An 18028-nucleotide genomic window follows, 5' to 3' on the forward strand; every position below is an offset into this window, starting at 1 on the left:
CCTCAGTTAGAGGCTCGGCTGATTGCCACGGGCTTGCGATGCGGCAGATGCTCAGAGGTGTGCCCGTGGGCCGGCGGACAACTTGCGTTGAGCAAAACCACCGGTTGTCCATGGGGAGTATTCAGGTAGGCCTGCCTCCATTCCTCGCCCCGCTGGACGATGTCCTCCATCCCGGTCAGGCCGAGGGTGGTGACCATTCTTTCCATGGCCGTGATCCATTGCCGGTAATAGGCGTCATTGACGCTTTCTCCGGGTTGCGCCGGGGCAGCCTTGATCTCTTCGCTGAATACCTGCACCCAGTCCTTCCAGGGGAACACGCCGGCTTGGTGCAAGTGCACCAGCAGGGAAAAAGCCTGAGCCTGCCAAGGCTTGTCGAACACCGGGCCTTCATCGTCGAGAGGGAGGCCGACGGCCTTGTAGTCGTGGTGCATGCTCGTGTTCATACGGCCTCCAGGTAGTTGTCCCATAGGTCGATGCACACACTGTCGGGTCGCCGTACTCCCCACAGCTCTTCGGCACTGAAGCGTACGGCATAGACCTGCTGCGGCTGTTCGCCCAAACCATGGGCCATCGTGTCCGGGGTAGCGAACGCGCCATGTGCAATCACGATGGTGCCGACCTTACCGCGCGCGTAGCGTGGCAGCCGGGTGTGATTGGTTGGGTTGAGGCACTTCGTTCGCACCCGGTCACCGACTCGGAATTGGCCGGGGACATCTTCTTTTGCCCGCGACGAGGCGCCGCCGAGCACTACGGCGTCGACGATGTCCGGAGTTAAAACCGTGACGGGCTGTGTCGGTGGGGTTGGTTTGGCCGTACCCTGCAGTTCGGCGGCGCTGATGACACCCTTTTCTGTCAGCAGGGTCTCGAAGGCGTGCAGCCAGTGCTCGTAGTAGCTCGACTGCAGGTATTCGGCCGGCTTCATGCGTTCGATGGCGTGGCGGAATTCGTCAACGTTGAAGTACCCGCCGACGAAGAGCGAGGCGAAGAGCGGAAAAACTCTGCGCTCCCAATCATGATGGAAGATGGGTTCGTGCTCTTCCGTGAGCACTGGGCCGAAGCCATGCATGCCGCCCAGGTCGTGTATACCATTCATGGGTTTTCTCCTTCTCAGGTTCAGGCTACTTGATCTGGTTTCTTAGGCAGTCCGGTGCCGATCATGGCGTCGCGAGTCACGAGTTCGACCAGTTGTTCCTCGTTCCAGCCATCAGTACCCGCCGGACGTTCCGGCAATACCAGATAGCGCAGCTCAGCGCTGCTGTCCCAGACGCGAACTTCCTTGTCATCAGGGATCGTCAGACCGAACTCCGCCAGCACGCCGCGCGGGTCAATGACTATCCTCGAGCGATAAGGTGCGGACTTGTACCAGACCGGTGGCAGGCCCAGGGTCGGCCACGGGTAGCAGGAGCACAGTGTGCATACCGTCACGTTGTGCACGGTCTGGCTGTTCTCCACTACCACCATGTCTTCACCCTGAACACCAGAAAAGCCCAGCTCGGCGATGGCTGCGGTGCCATCTTCCAGCAGCCTGTGTTTGTACAGGGGGTCGAACCAGGCTTTCGCTATCACCTGGGCGCCGTTTCTCGGGCCGACCTTGTGTTGGTAGGTGTCCACCAAAGCATCCATGGCTACGGGATCGACCAGCCCCTTTTCCGTCAGCAGGGACTCGAGCGCTTTGACGCGTAGCGCTATGGCCTCCGGTGGCTCAGTGTGGTCGTGATCATGATGATGTTCGTGCGTATGGCTCATGTCTTTGCCCCCTCTGAAGTTGATGAAATCGCTCCCTGCATTACTTGCCGATGGAGAACCGTTCGCCATGCGTCGAAAGCGGTCCCAGGGATATCGGTACACTCATCGGTTGTTTCCTGATCTGCTTATACGGATGAAGAGCAACGTTCGACGCACAACGTTTTTGAGCCGGCGGTGGAGCAGGCTTACAGCGTTCGCCAATCGACAGAAGCCTCGAATGCGGCGCTGTCATTGTGCTGAGCAATTAAAATAATTGGGGGGCCACGCTGTTGCTTGGTCGAACGGGACAACTACTTGTTTGAGCAGGACAGCTACCTGCTTGAGAAGGAACGTCTATCTGTTTCTGACTCAGAGTGGAAAGCGTGTTCAGTGCACCAACACCATTGACCTGCCACTGCACCTTGAAGGCTTCAATATTCAGGTCCTCGACGAGTGCAGCAATACCAGTATCCGGCGCCAGATAATCAAGTGGGCCGAGCGATGCTGCACATGAAGCCCGCGCGTCGAGGTCCTGGTGTTTTGTGACATCGGCCGCCAACCATTGAAGTTGATCCTCGAGTCGTCATTGCAATTGCTCCGGTCGCTCCCTGCGGGCCATGGCCAGGACGGCAAGCGTGTTCCTGAATTTGCTCATTAAGATTCCTGACAGTCTTGGCAGGTTGATAATGATCTTCAAGAAGTGTTCTCTGCCGACAGCTTTTTTGCAGGTTACTTCCCTCGTTTCGGCCAAATTACCCCAACGCTTTTCATTCCTTTGGCGGGGTCCATTTCGGGGTGTGCGAGTACAACGTCGCGGTAGGAGGGGCTCCCAATCACGGCTGGTTTGAACTTGACCAGAAAGTCATTGACCTCTTTGCGCAGGTCCGGTGCCAGATCGTAGTCGTTGTAGCATTCCTCAAGACAATCGAGCACAGCTTGCCAGTGCACCTCGGTAAGACCCATTCCGCGATGCGCGGTGACCATGTCCCTACCTCTGTATTTAGCGCTGCCACCCCAGTGTTCAGAAAGGAAGTCGACAAAATTGATGTGTTCCTTCTGGAATGTTGATTCGGACATGTGGGCCCAGATGTGGCCGATAGCGGGATGCCCCATGGTCTTCCGCAAAACTGCACCTGCGAACTGATAAATAACGTCGTAACCCCCAAGACGCGTATAGAGGGAGGGCTGTTGTTCCATGGAGGGTTGCTGGTCGGTCATGATGCGGTTTCTCCGTTTCGGCTGGGGACGATCTTATTCGCTGAATGTCGCGTTCCACGCGGTTGATAAGGGGCGCGAGAGCTTGCGACGGATCCAAATTAGATCTGCTGTCGAGTGCACGCTTTGCTGGCAAGGACAATCGTTTGGTCTAGACGGACAACGGCTTAGAAAGCCGTGCTTACAGCAGACGCAGAATGCCGACATCGGAACTGGTCTTGCGGCCATGGGAGTAGATATTGCCCGTGGCTGGGAGCTCCTTTATTTCTGTCTCAAACGGACGGTCGCTGTTCTAGATCCCCGTGGAGGTTGGTGTTTTACGATTGGTACCATTCCATCGGCGTTGCAGCACCAAGGTCCCGAGTTGCAATAGATAAGTGGCAAACTCTTCGGGGGCCATGTCCCATCTCTGTAAAAACCAGGATGAATCGGATAGTCGCTGCTGTTCTCGTAGATGCATGAGACACCTCGTCATTTGTGTTTGTAGGGACACGGCATGGAGTGAAAATTATCTAGGGGAGATGAAGCGCGCTTGGCTCGAATGGACAACCGTTTGGTTAAAAAGGACAGGTATAAATGTTCGGCATACCAGTGCGCAGCGATGGTGTGGGGGAGGAGGCGAGGCGCCCTGGGAAGTCGCATGGGGAGTGTTTAGACGGATCTATCTACATACACTCCAGCCAAGTGTTCAGCAAGTAAGCGCCCGGCGAAGTCACCTACCCGATGCGGACAGTATCGCGAGTAGCCGGAAGGATCAGGTGACGCTGCCGCTTACATCCGGTGATTTTCCAGTAGGAAGTCCACGAACAGCCGCACCCGCGCTGGCATCGCCGATCCACCTACAAACACCGCATGAATCGGCTCTTGGTCGCCAGGGTTCCAGGCTTCCAGCAGCGGTATCAGGTCGCCACGCTGCAGATCTTCGCTCACGCTGAACTCGCCGATACGCGCAATGCCGGCACCTACTCGCGCGAGTTGTGCCAGCGCTTCACCACTGCTGCATTCGATGTTGCCACTGACCTTCAGGGAAAACTCTATTCCGTCGCGGGTGAACGGCCAGTTGGGTTCGGCACGCCGGAAGTTGAAGCGCAGGCAGTTATGCCGTAGCAGGTCTTCCGGTTCGCGAGGGATGCCGTGGCGTTGCAGGTATTCGGGCGAGGCCACCACGACCTGGCCGGTGTCGCCGATCCTGCGCGCGGTCAGCGGGCTGTCGGGCAGATGGCCAAAACGTACCGCCACATCGGCCTGGCCGCCGAGAATGTCGACCACTTCGTCGCCGAGGGTAAGGTCGACCAAGATGTTCGGATGGCGGGCGCTGAATGCCGCCACCAAGGGAACGATGGCCAGCCGCCCGTGGCCAAGGGCGGCACTGACCCGCAATCGGCCCCTGGGTACGCCCTGGTCGGCGATGGCTTCTTCCACCTCGGCCATATCGGCCAGGATACGCCTGGCGCCGCGCAGGAAAGCCTCGCCCTCGGCAGTGAAGCTGATCGCTCGGGTGGTGCGCAACAGCAGCCGGGTGCCAAGGCGCTGTTCGGTACGCGCGATGATCCGGCTGACCGCCGAGGGTGTAAGCCCTAATGCACGCGCGGCCGCCGATAGGCTGCCTTCCTGCGCCACGGTGGCGAACACGAGCATGTCACCGGATCTGCCGTTGAAGTCCATTTGTGCTCCTTACGCATAGGTGATTGCCAGAAATGCTATCTACCGCCTTAAAACGCTGGATCGTAGCATTGGCGGCATAGATAAGGAGCCTTCCATGCGTATCAATCCACCACTTGTCGCACTCGCCATAGGTGCCTTTGGCATCGGTGTTACCGAGTTCGCCCCAATGGGCATGTTGCCGGGCATCGCTGAGGATCTCGGCGTTTCCATTCCCGCCGCAGGCCTGTTAGTTAGTGCTTACGCCCTGGGTGTACTGCTCGGCGCGCCACTGATGACCCTGACCACCGGCAGGATTCCCCGGCGCTATCTGCTGATCGGACTCATGGCGATTTTCACGCTGGGTAATCTGATGTCAGCCCTGGCGACCGATTACTACAGCCTCATGATCGCCAGGGTGGTGACCTCACTGAACCACGGTGCGTTCTTTGGCGTTGGCTCCATCGTTGCCGCCAGCGTGGTCGCCCCTGAGAAGCGTGCCGGGGCGGTCGCGGCAATGTTTATGGGCCTCACCCTGGCAACCATCGGCGGTGTGCCGCTGGCCGCCTGGTTTGGCGAACTGTTCGGCTGGCGCACAGCATTCTGGGGTATTGCCGGCCTCGGTGTGGTGGCTATGGCCGCGTTGTGGTTCGCCCTGCCCAACCTGAAGGCGCCGCCAAGCGTTGGTGTAATGGCCGAAATTCGGGTACTGGGCCGTGGCCCGGTGCTGGGCGCGTTGGCCCTCACGGTAGTCGGCTCGGGCGCAATGTTTACCGTCTTCACCTACATCGCGCCGATCCTCAGCAGCGAGACCCATGCGTCCACTGCCTACATCACCGCCATGCTGGTACTGTTCGGTGTGGGGTTGACCCTGGGCAACATGTGGGGCGGCAAGGCCGCTGATCGCTCGATAGATCGCACCCTGATCGTTTCGCTGAGCGTGCTGATTCTCGTGTTGCTGGCGTTTACGGTACTGATGCGTTGGCCGCTGCCGGCAGCCGTTGCCATCCTGATATGGGGTATTGCCAGTTTCGCCCTGGTGCCGCCGCTGCAGATGCGCGTCATGGAAGCTGCCAAGGAGGCGCCCAATCTGGCCTCGGCGGTGAACATCGGTGCGTTTAACTTCGGCAATGCGATTGGTGCGGCGCTGGGCGGCGCGGTGATCAATGCCGGGCTAGGTTATCCGGCGATTTCCCTGGCCGGAGCGGCGGTGGCGGGGCTAGGGCTGCTGATGGTGTTGGCGTTTGCGTGGCGTTCCAGAAAGATTGCAACTGCGGTGGTGTGACCTTGATGTGAGCGCCAGTCGCTTAGTTGCTCCGTGACTTTCATCGTGTTTTGGGCATGACCACAGTGGATTGGCTGAATCGCCGATCAACACGCGCCTTGCTGCCCACGGGAACACTTAGAATGGAGCCTGATATGGCGGTTGGAGAGTAGCCTAAGGCCCGCGTTAAGACCCCTCATCTTCCTTCCTTGACACCTCATTAATGAGCACCGGGAAGTGTTGGGCTTCGTGTTACACCGCTCGAAAAATATACGTGCTTAGGGTCGTATTTCCCATCACCGGTACCTGCCGATAAATTTCAGGTTTGATCTAGATGCATGCTCTAGTTCGCGGTATGCCCCGGCCTCAGGCTCCAGGCTGGAAAGTGTCGTGTCAGCGAGAGGGCGTCGCTTGATATCTGTGCGTTGCCTCCAGTTCAATTTTTATTGAAGCATGCATGGGGGCATACACGGAGGGGAAGGATAGGGATAGACAGAGGTGAACAGCCAGAAACAAGAAAGCCCGCACGAGGCGGGCTTCTTGAGGTGATTCATAGACTGCTGTAGACATCTATGGATCGGTACTTGGTGGCTACACAGTCATTTGAACCAAAGTCATAACCTACTGTATTTAAAGTGCTTTCTAGCTGTTAATCGAGTTAGGCATACATATAGGCATACATGCTGCGGGGATCTCAACGAATGCTCCTCTTTTACCTGGTCTTGGCAAAATGTCGCGCGTCTCGACAAAACGACGTTCCAGCCCTCGGACTGATCTACCAAAAACATGCCATCCATTGCCTCGGAGTGGCATTACGAGCCAGATAGGCTCACGGCTCTGGGAGTAAAGGGCGAACAGCCGCTGCATGCGACGTACTGTCGCACCGATTTTTGTAATACCCGTAAGTTAGCTCACCCATTAACATCCGCGGCATATTGTCGCAGTTAAAAAGCACAGCTTTCGTTGCTAGCATCGGATAGAGATAAAAAAGCGCCTCCTAAGAACGAGTAATTTGTACCAGACCCATTTGTTTAAAAAAATTTGAACGAAAAAGGAAGTAATGCTTAGGAATTTCTCAGTCTTATTTCTGATAACACCACGATTTTTGTGGCGTTAGCCAGCCAACAATGCAAAGGATTGCAGCATGATATTCGTACACTTTTCATATCCCAAACCGCAACATGTAGAGTTGGTTGAGGTCGTTAAGCTACTTGCTAGCCTCTGTGACTCTACAAGTTGTGTGAGCAAGCGATCCTGTGGAAATTTGCCACAGCGTACAACACATAACCGACAACCCAAAATTCTGAGCGGACAACAACTTAGTAAATTTGATTTGCGGCAAAGCGCTCGTCGAAATAATTTCCGAAGCCATAAATTACTTATCGCATAAAATTGACTTCAAAAATGCACAAGGAGTGCTACACCATTAAAAACTACAGGACATAATAAAATTCATCGACAAATCTTTGGAGTTTAAAATGTTACAACAACAAATCTCTAGTAATGTAAGTAACTCGCCCATTAAAGTCGCCTCTCTGCAAAAAATAATGCAGTACGAAAACCCCGACCTTATTATTAAGTTTTGCAAGGAGTGGAGCGTCTCACAGGACGAAGCTAAAGACATATTCGAAGAGACCAAGAAATTCATTTTTCTTGCAGCTCAATGCCAGACAGAATGCTTTGATATTTCCGTTTATCAACAAATGCAAGTAATTGATGAGATGTGGCATACATTTCTTCTATTTACCGATCAATATTACCATTTTTGCGAAGAGTACTTGGGCGGATTTCTCCATCACTTCCCGTTTACGAGAAAAATGCTGCAACAGGAAATAAAGCATGTCTCCCGATCCAACATCAGCTTTGAAGCCTACAAACAAAATTCATTTCGAGCACAAGTACTAAAAACCAAAGAAATTCTTGGTGAGGACACCGTGATAAAGTGGTTCGGACAATATGCCCATAAATATAGCATCGAAAACCTGAACGCTCTTAGAAAACCACTGGTATCCAGTGAGGCCAGTGGGAAAGGCACAAGCCAGATCACTTCTGAAATACTTGCCATGCCTAAAGATCATATACTGAAATTCATAATGGATAGCAGGACAATTCTCAACGTCACTTGTGGATGTTCAGGTTCGGGTTGCGGTGCAGGGTGTGCCTGCAATTCTTCTCCACATCACGCTTAATTATTCAAAGCCCGCGCCTAGCGGGCTATCGAAAAACTCAGTTTTACTTAAATTGCCAGCGTTGGAGCCAGGATGATTCGACTTGAAAAGCAGATATTGCAAAACAATATGGCAAGGCAGTTAACAGCCGCTCTTTTGACCTTGCTTGCATCCTTCCTCTTCATTTCATTTGGCTTGTTAGTAAAATACTCAATAGATAATAAAGATTTATTTTTCGTCCCCTGGGGCATAGCTATTTTCTGTGGCAGTTTTCTTGCCATAAGACTTCTCATGCCCATGATTTATGCGTTAATTGAGTTAGTGGTACACGGGTACTGCATCAACGCTGAAGCAAGAATCAGAAATGAAACCTTCCGCCAGATCAACTCAATTTATGCTGACGAAATGGAAAAGCACAGTAGAGGAGAGATGATATCTGCTTATGAGGCCGCGATGGGCTCAATCAGTACCTATATCCGCACTATTTGGAGTGATAGTGCTCCTGTTGTTTTTCAAACATTATTTATCATTGTATCGGTGTTTTTCTATTTAGGGCCCGTCATTGCCTTTGAATTCCTATTAATCGTTACACTGTATGTATGCTTCATCATAAAAATGACAAGCGCACGTTTCCCTCTAGTGAGGAACGTAGCATTAACTAAAAAGCAAATGAGTGCATCGCTACACGAGCTTTGCGCTTTGATCTTGCCAGCAAAAATATATAACGCAGCCCCGCGAAGCGAGGAAAGGTATAGAACAATTATAGCAAAGTATGGTAAGGCGCAACAGACCATCAGAAATGAATTTTTCAGATTCGGTGCTTTGACGTCCTTCCTCTCTACATTAGGCAGTGCATTAATTCTGCTTACCGCATCAAGTGCCTTTGCCGAAGGGGATATAACCTTCGGCAGCCTTCTGATGCTCGCAACATTTCTTTTTCAGGTATTTCTTCCCCTAAATCGGATGGGAGCGCTTTGGCGCACCGTATCAAGAGCGCGGATAGACTTTCAGATTCTCAATGAAAAACTTTCAAAGCACAAAAAACACTACGCAACAGTTAATAAGAACAGATTGCCCAGTTCGGAAGAGCTATCAATTCAGCTAGACAATGTATGCAAGAGCAAGGGCGACAATGCTATTTTCAATGACTTGAATGGCCTAATAAGAATCACGATTGGGCAGCCAGTATTTCTTCGCGGGAGAAATGGCGCGGGGAAAACCTCGCTCATTCGAATAATAGCTGGGATTGATAAACCAGACGATGGTTGCATTTTAATTAATGGCTTGCCGCGCAAGAATGATGACTATGGTATTGCTCCGCCTTGTCTATCTCTAGCCCCGCAATCGCTGACGTTGTTGAATGACACTATATCAAATAATATCAAATTTCTACTTGGACGATTTGACGAAGAGGAATTTGAAAGGCTCGCCAGCCGACTGAATTTTAACAGACCCCTTTCACAGGCTGTAAGCAACTTGGGTGGGAGCCTGTCGGGAGGTGAGCTACAAAAATTAAATATTATAATCGCGCTTTTGAGGAAATCCAATCTGTTAATACTGGATGAGCCCACATCCAACTTAGACTTTACCTCCATAGCGGCGCTTAAAGAGATTATTCAAGCCTATGCAAAATCGTTCAAGGTCTTAATCATCACTCATGACCAAGAGTTTCTACGATCATTCCCCAGTGCATTACAGCTTGAGGTAAACGACCAAACAATTACCGTCATTCCAAAAAATCAAACAGTGAGCTACACATGATAAACACAAAATTCGAACTGGAAGGTATTGAAGAATTCACCGAGACAGCGTTTCAGAAAAAGCCGTTTGTTTTTAGTACTGTTCATGGGGCCGAACTGCTAAGCTGGGATGATGTTAACCTACTTCTTGAAAAAGACATTCTCGACTATCCTCGGGTTCGCTTGGCCAATGACAGCAATCCTGCAATTCGCGGCTACCGGGGATTTGTGACTTACACTCTGTCTGTTACTGGGGAGGCAGCGCCTCACGTTAATCGTTACAGCCTGCTAAAAAACTTGCAGTCTGGAAGCACATTAATTATCGATAGATGCCAGGCTTTTTTTAATAAGGTCATGACGGCCACCAACTATCTAAATGAAAAACTGCAATGCCGATCCGGAGCCAACCTCTACTGCGCTTGGAGTTCAATTCCGAGTTTTGGCATTCACTTTGATAATCATGATGTGATTGCGGTTCAAATTGAAGGTTCTAAAACATGGGATATATACCCACCAACTCTTATTTATCCGCTGCAAACCGACAAATGTTTCGAACTTAATCCGCCCACTGGAAAACCTCTAATGAGCGTCACCGTTTCTCCCGGCCAAGCAATTTATTTACCCGCTGGGTACTGGCACAATGTCAGCACGGAAAGCGAGCGCTCTCTTCATATTTCATTTACCGTTATCAGGCCGCGAAAAATCGACGTCATTAAAAAAGTTATTGATTCCCTCGCAAAATATCCGGAAATGAGGGAGCCAATTGCTTACCACCGCGACGCTATGGCAAACTCTATACTTCAGGGCATCATTCATTCCTGTTTATCACAAATCAATATTGACGATTGGGAAGCAGCGATAATTGAAGATTGCAAACAAGGGCGATTTGTAAAATTTAGCCTGCCAGACATAAGGACAAAAGATGTCAGCAATTAAAATATCGAACGAAGAGCGCGAAGTTATTGCCCTTCTACTGAAAAAATACTGCAGCGAGCATTTTGATCTCAACCTCGGCCAATTTGATGCAGATTTTTTTGTAGATTTCATCGCTAAAGATATAGGCTCTGTGTTTTTTAACGCTGGTATTGACGAGGCGATAAGAACCCATGCTGCATACAGCGAGCGTATACAAGAAGAAATTGATCTGAAGAGAATACTTTGAAAATTTTGTCAAACCTCAAACTCATGAGAAAAGAGTGGTATAGTGCATTCTACTCTCTAGACACTCATCAGCTAGACTACCTTGAAACTGATTGGTTTTTTTCGACTAATGGTAGCAAACTTATTCACAAGCCTCATCAGTTGCGAAAACTTAATGTGCTTAAAAACAGCAACCCGCTAGCTTACTCTCAAATACGCAGAGAAGAGAAAGAGCTTGAAGTCAGGGAGCTTGGCAATATTGCGTCTGTGAGTGGAGTTGCTATTCTCACCGACTCGCAGGGAGTGAGGACTATTAACTTCATTGAATGCTGGATCAAAATAAACGACGCCTGGAAGCTGCAATTCCAAACTTTTGAAGAGGAGTTATGTGACTAATTTTACGACGAGCGTTTTTCGTCAAAATAGTCGAAACGTAAAATCATTGCTTGGAGGCGATGTGCCCTAGACTGTTTGTAACTTGGTCGGCCGGGACGTTGCCAGCAGGCAGTTTTATTAATACAAACTTCCACCCTTGTTACGTCATTCCTTTCGAACCAGTCGCTCATGCTAGGAAGGCACTAAAACAACTTTTAAATAGATGTTAGATGGCACTAAGAGAGGAAGGTAGTTGATCATTTTCAAATGTAATTCACAAGCATTCACGATGCATCACTACTCTTGGCGCATTGATGAGTTCTATCGACAGGCGCGGAGCCTGTAGCAGACAGGCTCCGTTAGCGGTAGCAATGACTTAGTTCATAAAAAGTCATCTACTCACTTCCTTTCAGCGTCCCTTCGTTGCTTACCCGCCAATAACTACAGTTTTCCAGCCTAGTGCGATTCACTCTAAAAACAGCGCTGGTGGTTAAGGTCAGCGATCAAAACTCCGGGATACGAGCCGTATTCCAGGCTACAACCCGATTTTTTGAGTCCCATTTAGGGCAGATCCGGATCTATGGAGCGTCGCCGTGTTTCGGACGGCAGTTCGTTGAAACGAGTACTGTAGGCCTTGCTGAACTTGCTCGAATGCTCGAACCTCATCTCCCTAGCGAGGTTCGAAATAGATCGTCCCCGCATCTCCGTCTCACGCAGACATTTACGGACATACTGCAAACGGCATTCCTTGAGAAACGCCATAGGGCTGAGGCGTCGGAATCGGCGAAAGCCCCGCTGCAGTGTGCGGCTACCAACTCCGGAAATTTGAACGATATCGTCCAACCCGATGGGGTCCCGGAGGTGATTGAGAATGAAACGCTCGGCGCGCACAACATAGTAAGGTGCTGGCGGAAGAACGCCACAGGCGATCCAGTCGCTGTAATTGTGCGGCAATAGGGTGAGCATCAGGGATACAAGCATACTCTCGTAGCTGTCCACCAGGATCCTCGAACCGAATACAGAACCTAGATTGTCAATCTCCAGACACATCAGATGAACAAAGCGCGCCAGACTGCTGCCCGCAGCGCCGACCGATGACGCCACGCTGTCGAACTTCAACGGTATGCTGATTGAGCGATCCACCATCCGCCGCATGGCCGAGCGCATTCGCGCCCCACTAACACGGATGACGATCTCCTGGAAGCTAGGACTAGTCCAAGCATTGATGGTCTGATTTATGTTGAAAATAAAAAAATCATTCTCCCTTACGTCGAACTCTATCTCGCCGTCGTAGACGTGGCAGTTGCCCTTTAGTACTAGAACTAGGAAGTAGTCGTCGCTCTGGTTGAATACATTTAAGAAAAGCACAGGTGCGCGGTAGGAAATGGCGTTGATGGAGATATCCGCCAAATCCACGGCGTTGTGCGTGTATTCGAAATCAGAGGGACTGTCGCGGAACTGAAGGGAGAACCCATCGAGCGCTTTGCTACTGTGGCTCACCCCCGTCAATAGGGTGCTAGCGAGTTGGCTGCGGGCGGTATCAAGGTTGCTGGTAGAATACAATGGATGCCGGGACAATGGCAGTGGCTGCGAGCCAGGGAGAGCCTGAACGTTAAGCTGAGTATTCATCACGGGATTACCTCCAGCCTGGATTTATTGTTTTTCAGGCAGTGTGATCAATCTGTACGACCCTGACAAGCGTCCCTTCGCTCCCTTCCAGGGTCGAAGAGGCGAGAGGTTAGAAGGACAGGTACAGTACTGCTGAAGCGGTTATCGCTTCATTGAAGTCTCCAATAAAGGAGGGATTATCTGTGTATGTAAGGGTGGGGATAATATAAACGCCAGAACTGAGTCGGGCGGAGTAACTGACGATAGCTTGAAACTGGCTTTCATTCGCATATAGACCGGAGGCTTCAATAGCGCGCTGTGCCGGGTCGCCGAACTTGTTATAGACCAAACGTACGGTGGTGGTGTCCATAGGCCGGCTGTCTAGGGAACCAATGTCGTAGGCGCGCAACTCGAAAGTGTCAGTATATACGTTCACATCGCTGGGGGCGGTAAAAGCGCTGGCGCCCACATAGAAGCCCCTAAACGGCATTGATTGGTTGCGCTGTGTCAATTGCAAATCACCTGCCGCGAACAGGGCACCGTTATCGGAATAGCCTTGGCCATCGAAACGAGCATAGTCCGAATCGTTGTCTATGGCACCTGCACGTAACCAGGTATATCGGCTGCCCGGCATAGCAGGTCGACGCACCCCCACCTCGCCGATGGTAAGCAGGCCCGCGCCGTCCTGGGACCATTCTAACCCCAGCGAATTATTGTTCTTCGCCTCATAAAGTGTGCCGCGCGGATTCACGCTTCGTTGAAGGCCTAACTTAGTGTAGAAGCCGTTTGCGCCATTTAAAGTGAAGTTCGCCGAGGGCGTGGGCACCGGATCTGCGCTCAGCCCCACTTGAATCGGAATTAAGGTGGAGAGACCATTTGAGGTCACCATGCTTCCTGCGGGGAATAGACCGACGAACTCCATGTAATTTGTGGTCCAGCCCGCATTGAGCTCGATCTTCTTGTCTAGAAAGCTTTGATAGTAAGAAAGGCCGCGCAACGTGACGGTGTCAGGCCCGTAGGGCTCGAAGCTGGTCGTTAATCCCAGGCCGCTGACAACCAGCTTGGAGTTGGGCAAGCCTAATGAATTGAGACCGAACACGCCAGTCATCACTACGGCCTGCTGCTGCAACGTGAACTTCTGGCCGCTGTAGCGCTGGGGATTGTCCGGTTGGCCGCTGTCGGTTAGATCCTGGGCAATTATGGTGGTGGAGCTTAACTCAAAGCCGATGTCATACTCTGCCAAGCGACTGCGAAAGCCTCTGTTGTCACCGAGAATGGTTTCAATCTGCGGCGGTACTTTAGTAGTCAGTCCCCGATCGAGCAGTTCATCGAACGCTTGGTACTTGAGGAAATCTTGCGCCGGTGTTTGCTGCTCAACCACCTCGCTGACGGTAGCGTTTTTGAGCGCCGTTTTGGCACTGGGAGTGGTCGTCTGAGCAAGCGCCGCCACGGGGACCATCACACTGATCAGCACCAACCACAATGTAATCCACGAAGCCGATGCAAGTGTTATAAAGATATCAATACGAGCAATTATTATTTTTATCAAGATGCTATCCTCATGACGAATTAACTACTTCTACTCACGTGATATTACAGTCGCAGTAATTGCTCACGGAAATACTAAATTGGTTTGCATTCATACTTGGTTAATAATGCTTTCCGTTCCAATAACTAGGGGTGCTGATTCGTTAGCTCTCTTGTAAGATATAGAGATTACCTTCTTGTTCGAGCACCTTATATGCGCGAATGTCGGTATAGCAGGGAGCGGTGGTGGCTTTCCCTGTCCGTATATCGAATCCCCCAAGGTGAAAGGGGCATAAAATCTCGAAACCCTTCAGCATGCCTTCAGCAAGGCTAGCCTCGCCATGGCTGCATAGGTCGTCGGTCGCGTAGTACTCATCGTTGACTCGATAGACCGCGATGGTTGGCATGCCTTGCAGTTCAACGCGAAGACCTTCGTCTTCCGGGACGTCCGCGCTCGCGCACAGAGCGATCAGGTTGGAGGCTTTTATTCTCATGACATCATTGCACATAACGGCTTACCCCTAGAGTCGCCGGCGGCGGCGCGCCGGCGAGACGCTTCAGTTGATGAATTCCAAGCGTTCGGCCCTGAAGGTGGAATCACTACGAATCGCCTTGACCTTTTCCACCGACATGGAGGCATCGGCCATGAACAGTGTGAGGTTCAGTAACAACTCGTCACTGGGCGATAAGTCGCCAGGATCCACGTTGTTGAGGTACTCGAGAATTTCCGGAAGCAGCGGCATCATTCGCTCGTAGAAGAACGTAATCTCCTCGAAGTTACATGCGTGACGTTTGAACATGCGCGCCTGCTCTGTCGGTAGGACCCAGTCAGACACTAAGTCCTGGAGGCTATTAAAGGCACTGGGTAATTGGATGCTGGTCATTTTGCGTTTTCTCCCTCTTTGATCATCTTGTCCATCGTGAAGTAGCCATGGCGTATAGCGATCTCTTCATCCTTGAGGTAGAACTCCTTGGCCACACGGCTCTCAATGGCTTCCTGTGTGTGCTCATGTGTACCCCCATCTTCGGTCACCGCCTCACGTAACACGCACTTGACCTGTTCTTGGGAGAATAGCTCGGCGGCGGACCGGGCCGTGGGTTGGTAGAGCATCACGTCCCAGATTGAACGATTTATCGACGTAGGCCAGAATTGGTGAATTGCGTAGGAGTCCTTGAATAACAGCAAGTTGAAGTTGGGGAAGATATGAAATAGATCAAACTGCCAATTCTTGGCATTAGACCGGTTTAACTTAGCTTCCATCTGGTATGTGCCAGCCTCATGTGTCTTGATCAATGACGGACCGTACTGGAAGGCGAGAGCTTCTGCGCCTTTGGGACGGAAGTCCGGGTCAAACGGCACGGAAAGCAGGTGATGAGGGCCGAAGGTTTCGAAGTCTAGGATGTGGCAGTGTTCATTTTCCTTGCCGTTGAACGCACCCTGTACGGAGTTATTGTGCAGATAGGGAACATGATATGTTTCGACTTGCGCATCAGCTATCACACGCCAATGTGAGCCCACATCGGCACGCCACATTGTGCGTGTAGGCATGGTCTCGAAAGGGTAGCCGTCTACACGGTCAGCTAATTCACCCAAATAATCACGCAGGCTTTCGGTCCCTTCATCATCTAGGTTGATGAAGATGAATCCTTGCCACACATCGACACGGACTTTGTGCAGCGAGAGCTTTGACTTTTCCAGGTCGTAGAAATTCTCCTGATCCGGAATGCTGGCCACGTTTCCATAGGTGTCGAAGGCCCAGCCGTGGAACTTACAAACCAAATAACGTCCGCATTTCCCAGAGTCTTCCCACATTAGCTTGTTGCCACGGTGTTTGCAGACATTATGGAAGGCACCGATACTACCGTCCGGTTGGCGCACAACTACTACCGATGTTTGTGCGATGTCGACCTTAGCTACGAAGTAATCGCCTTTCTTGGCTATTTGCTCCTGACGGCCTACGAACAGCCAACACTTCTTGAATATATGCTCGCGTTGTTTGTCGAAGGACTCTTCTGAAAGAATATGGTCGTAGGGTAAAGGACCAGAACCAAGTTCCGGATATTTAGATAGCCAACGATGATTGGAACCAATTGGTGATGTCATGCTGAGTTCTCCTTGTTGTTTTACATATCATTTTTAAATTTACCGAGGCGTGTTCACATTCACCACGGATTGAAGCGAGCCGCGCCCTGATTGGATTGCGGCCAGTATCAGATCGTGCTTTTCGTGTCGGTTTTTGGCTATTGGGCAGAATGCGTCCGAACTCTAATGAGTGGCTTGTGGACCACTAGGGATTTGAGCGGTCGCTCGGTATTCTCAAGCACGACTTCATCGACACACGCCCTTGTCTCCACCAGTTTACGGCCCTGTATGAAGTCCTTGGTGGCGTTGACACAGTCCAGGGCGATGACCTGGCCGTTGTTCAGATATATGATGCTGAAGCGGCGCTGTGCCAGGTCGCCACGCACGACGGTACGATCGTGTCCGGTGCTGAGACCTACGGTTTGCAGGTGCAGGTCATACTGGTTCGACCAGAACCAGGGCACCGCGTCGTAGTCGCGTTCTTCGCCGCACAGGGTGGAGGCTACGCACGCAGCCATATCGTTGGCATTCTGGACGCTTTCCAGGCGGATGGTGGCCCCTCCCGCGTAGCGACTGGCATGGGCCGCACAGTCGCCAACGGCGAACACATCAGGCAGTGAGGTGCGACAGTGACGGTCGACCAATACGCCGTTGGCGTTAGCAGCGCCGGCAATGAGCAGCGGCTCGACAGCAGGAATGATGCCGATGCCGACCAGCACCAGCCCTGCCGGGATCACTGTACCGTCGGTGAGCCGCACACCGGTGACCTTCGGCCCGTCGCCTTCTAGGCTGTCAACCTGGACTCCAGTGCGCAGATCCACACCATGGGCGCGATGTTCGGCCTCGTAGAAGGCCGACAAGTCCTCGCCGGCAACCCTTGCCAAAACCCTCTGTTGCGCCTCCAGCAAGGTGACATGGCAACCCAGTTCGGCGAGCGCGGCGGCCCCCTCCAGACCGATGTAACCGCCACCGATGATGGCCACATTACGTTCGCCACCTTCCAGCTCCGCCATAATGCGGTCGACGTCGGCTTTGTCGCGTAGAGAATGAACGCCCATCAGACTGGCTCCGACGCAGGAAAGGCGACGCGCGTCGCCGCCGGTGGCCCAGATCAGCTGATCGTATTGAAGGGTTTTCCCTTGGTCGGTGATGACTTGGTGAGTCAGGGCATCCACACGACATATCGTGGTGCCTAGCTTCAGATCGATGCGCTCTTCCTGCCAGAATTTCGCCGGCCGGATATAGATGTCTTCGATGCTTTTCTTCCTGAGGAGGTACTCCTTCGACAGCGGTGGGCGTTCATAGGGAGGCAGGGTGTCCCTGCCCACCATCAGAATGGAGCCTTCAAATCCGTTCTTCCTTAGTGTGATGGCGGCTTCGGCTCCGGCGTGCCCTGTGCCGACGATAATGATGTTGTATTTGTCCATGGGAACTCCAGATTGTTTTCACTCTTATCAGGGCGCCACTAAGCTGACGCTAACGCGGTTCGTCAGGCGGGTGATGTAGCTGTCCGGCTAGTCCAGAAGAAAGCGCTCAAAAGAAC

At 51.9% G+C, this 18028-nt stretch carries 17 protein-coding genes; 6 read left to right on the plus strand and 11 right to left on the minus strand.

Annotated elements, in window-relative coordinates; genetic code table 11:
• Positions 1-2 precede the first annotated feature (2 nt).
• The 5 genes from HCF10_RS00095 to HCF10_RS00115 all read right to left on the minus strand — a co-directional run bounded on the left by HCF10_RS00095 (position 3) and on the right by HCF10_RS00115 (position 4605).
• A complete protein-coding gene (locus HCF10_RS00095; RefSeq protein WP_145335592.1) occupies positions 3-443 on the minus strand; it encodes a nitrile hydratase accessory protein in 441 nt (146 codons plus the stop codon).
• The gene (gene nthB, locus HCF10_RS00100) at positions 440-1093 is read right to left on the minus strand and encodes a nitrile hydratase subunit beta (RefSeq protein WP_065924014.1); all 654 of its coding nucleotides are present in this window, start codon (positions 1091-1093) and stop codon (positions 440-442) included. Before nthB ends, HCF10_RS00095 begins: the two co-directional genes overlap by 4 nt.
• 20 nt (positions 1094-1113) lie before the next feature.
• A complete protein-coding gene (gene nthA, locus HCF10_RS00105) occupies positions 1114-1746 on the minus strand; it encodes a nitrile hydratase subunit alpha (protein ID WP_131700426.1) in 633 nt (210 codons plus the stop codon).
• A gap of 708 nt (positions 1747-2454) precedes the next feature.
• On the minus strand, positions 2455-2943 hold the full coding sequence (locus HCF10_RS00110; RefSeq protein ID WP_131700425.1) for a group I truncated hemoglobin: 489 nt from the start codon (positions 2941-2943) through the stop codon (positions 2455-2457).
• Between the two features lie 768 nt (positions 2944-3711).
• Complete coding sequence (locus HCF10_RS00115; RefSeq protein ID WP_131700424.1) at positions 3712-4605, minus strand: LysR family transcriptional regulator; 894 nt, start codon at positions 4603-4605, stop codon at positions 3712-3714.
• Positions 4606-4699: 94 nt separating this feature from the next.
• Here HCF10_RS00115 and HCF10_RS00120 point away from each other — a divergent pair, with 94 nt between their 5' ends.
• The 6 genes from HCF10_RS00120 to HCF10_RS00145 all read left to right on the plus strand — a co-directional run bounded on the left by HCF10_RS00120 (position 4700) and on the right by HCF10_RS00145 (position 11288).
• On the plus strand, positions 4700-5866 hold the full coding sequence (locus HCF10_RS00120) for an MFS transporter (RefSeq protein WP_167654692.1): 1167 nt from the start codon (positions 4700-4702) through the stop codon (positions 5864-5866).
• 1457 nt (positions 5867-7323) lie between these two features.
• Positions 7324-8034 (plus strand): glycine-rich domain-containing protein, encoded by a 711-nt coding sequence (locus tag HCF10_RS00125; protein WP_104911590.1) that lies wholly within the window; start codon positions 7324-7326, stop codon positions 8032-8034.
• 72 nt (positions 8035-8106) lie between these two features.
• On the plus strand, positions 8107-9774 hold the full coding sequence (locus HCF10_RS00130; RefSeq protein WP_104911591.1) for an ATP-binding cassette domain-containing protein: 1668 nt from the start codon (positions 8107-8109) through the stop codon (positions 9772-9774).
• Entirely contained in the window at positions 9771-10688 is a 918-nt protein-coding gene (locus HCF10_RS00135; RefSeq protein ID WP_104911592.1) for a JmjC domain-containing protein, read from the plus strand. The genes HCF10_RS00130 and HCF10_RS00135 overlap by 4 nt, the downstream gene beginning before the upstream one ends.
• On the plus strand, positions 10675-10914 hold the full coding sequence (locus tag HCF10_RS00140; RefSeq protein WP_104911593.1) for a DUF2164 domain-containing protein: 240 nt from the start codon (positions 10675-10677) through the stop codon (positions 10912-10914). Before HCF10_RS00135 ends, HCF10_RS00140 begins: the two co-directional genes overlap by 14 nt.
• Positions 10911-11288 (plus strand): nuclear transport factor 2 family protein, encoded by a 378-nt coding sequence (locus tag HCF10_RS00145; RefSeq protein ID WP_205885382.1) that lies wholly within the window; start codon positions 10911-10913, stop codon positions 11286-11288. The genes HCF10_RS00140 and HCF10_RS00145 overlap by 4 nt, the downstream gene beginning before the upstream one ends.
• 540 nt (positions 11289-11828) lie before the next feature.
• Here the strand turns inward: HCF10_RS00145 and HCF10_RS00150 are convergent.
• The 6 genes from HCF10_RS00150 to HCF10_RS00175 form a co-directional block, all read right to left on the minus strand.
• On the minus strand, positions 11829-12896 hold the full coding sequence (locus HCF10_RS00150) for an AraC family transcriptional regulator (protein WP_104911594.1): 1068 nt from the start codon (positions 12894-12896) through the stop codon (positions 11829-11831).
• A 109-nt stretch (positions 12897-13005) separates the two neighbouring features.
• A complete protein-coding gene (locus tag HCF10_RS00155; RefSeq protein WP_104911595.1) occupies positions 13006-14424 on the minus strand; it encodes a carbohydrate porin in 1419 nt (472 codons plus the stop codon).
• Positions 14425-14566: 142 nt separating this feature from the next.
• The gene (locus HCF10_RS00160; protein ID WP_198426414.1) at positions 14567-14911 is read right to left on the minus strand and encodes a non-heme iron oxygenase ferredoxin subunit; all 345 of its coding nucleotides are present in this window, start codon (positions 14909-14911) and stop codon (positions 14567-14569) included.
• A 48-nt stretch (positions 14912-14959) separates the two neighbouring features.
• On the minus strand, positions 14960-15202 hold the full coding sequence (locus HCF10_RS00165) for a hypothetical protein (RefSeq protein ID WP_158682863.1): 243 nt from the start codon (positions 15200-15202) through the stop codon (positions 14960-14962).
• Positions 15203-15282: 80 nt separating this feature from the next.
• On the minus strand, positions 15283-16506 hold the full coding sequence (locus tag HCF10_RS00170) for an aromatic ring-hydroxylating oxygenase subunit alpha (protein WP_104911597.1): 1224 nt from the start codon (positions 16504-16506) through the stop codon (positions 15283-15285).
• Between the two features lie 137 nt (positions 16507-16643).
• Positions 16644-17912 (minus strand): NAD(P)/FAD-dependent oxidoreductase, encoded by a 1269-nt coding sequence (locus HCF10_RS00175; protein ID WP_104911598.1) that lies wholly within the window; start codon positions 17910-17912, stop codon positions 16644-16646.
• Between the last annotated feature and the right edge of the window lie 116 nt (positions 17913-18028).

This window comes from Pseudomonas sp. B14(2022) (assembly GCF_012030485.1).
In the GTDB taxonomy this organism is placed as follows: Bacteria; Pseudomonadota; Gammaproteobacteria; order Pseudomonadales; family Pseudomonadaceae; genus Aquipseudomonas.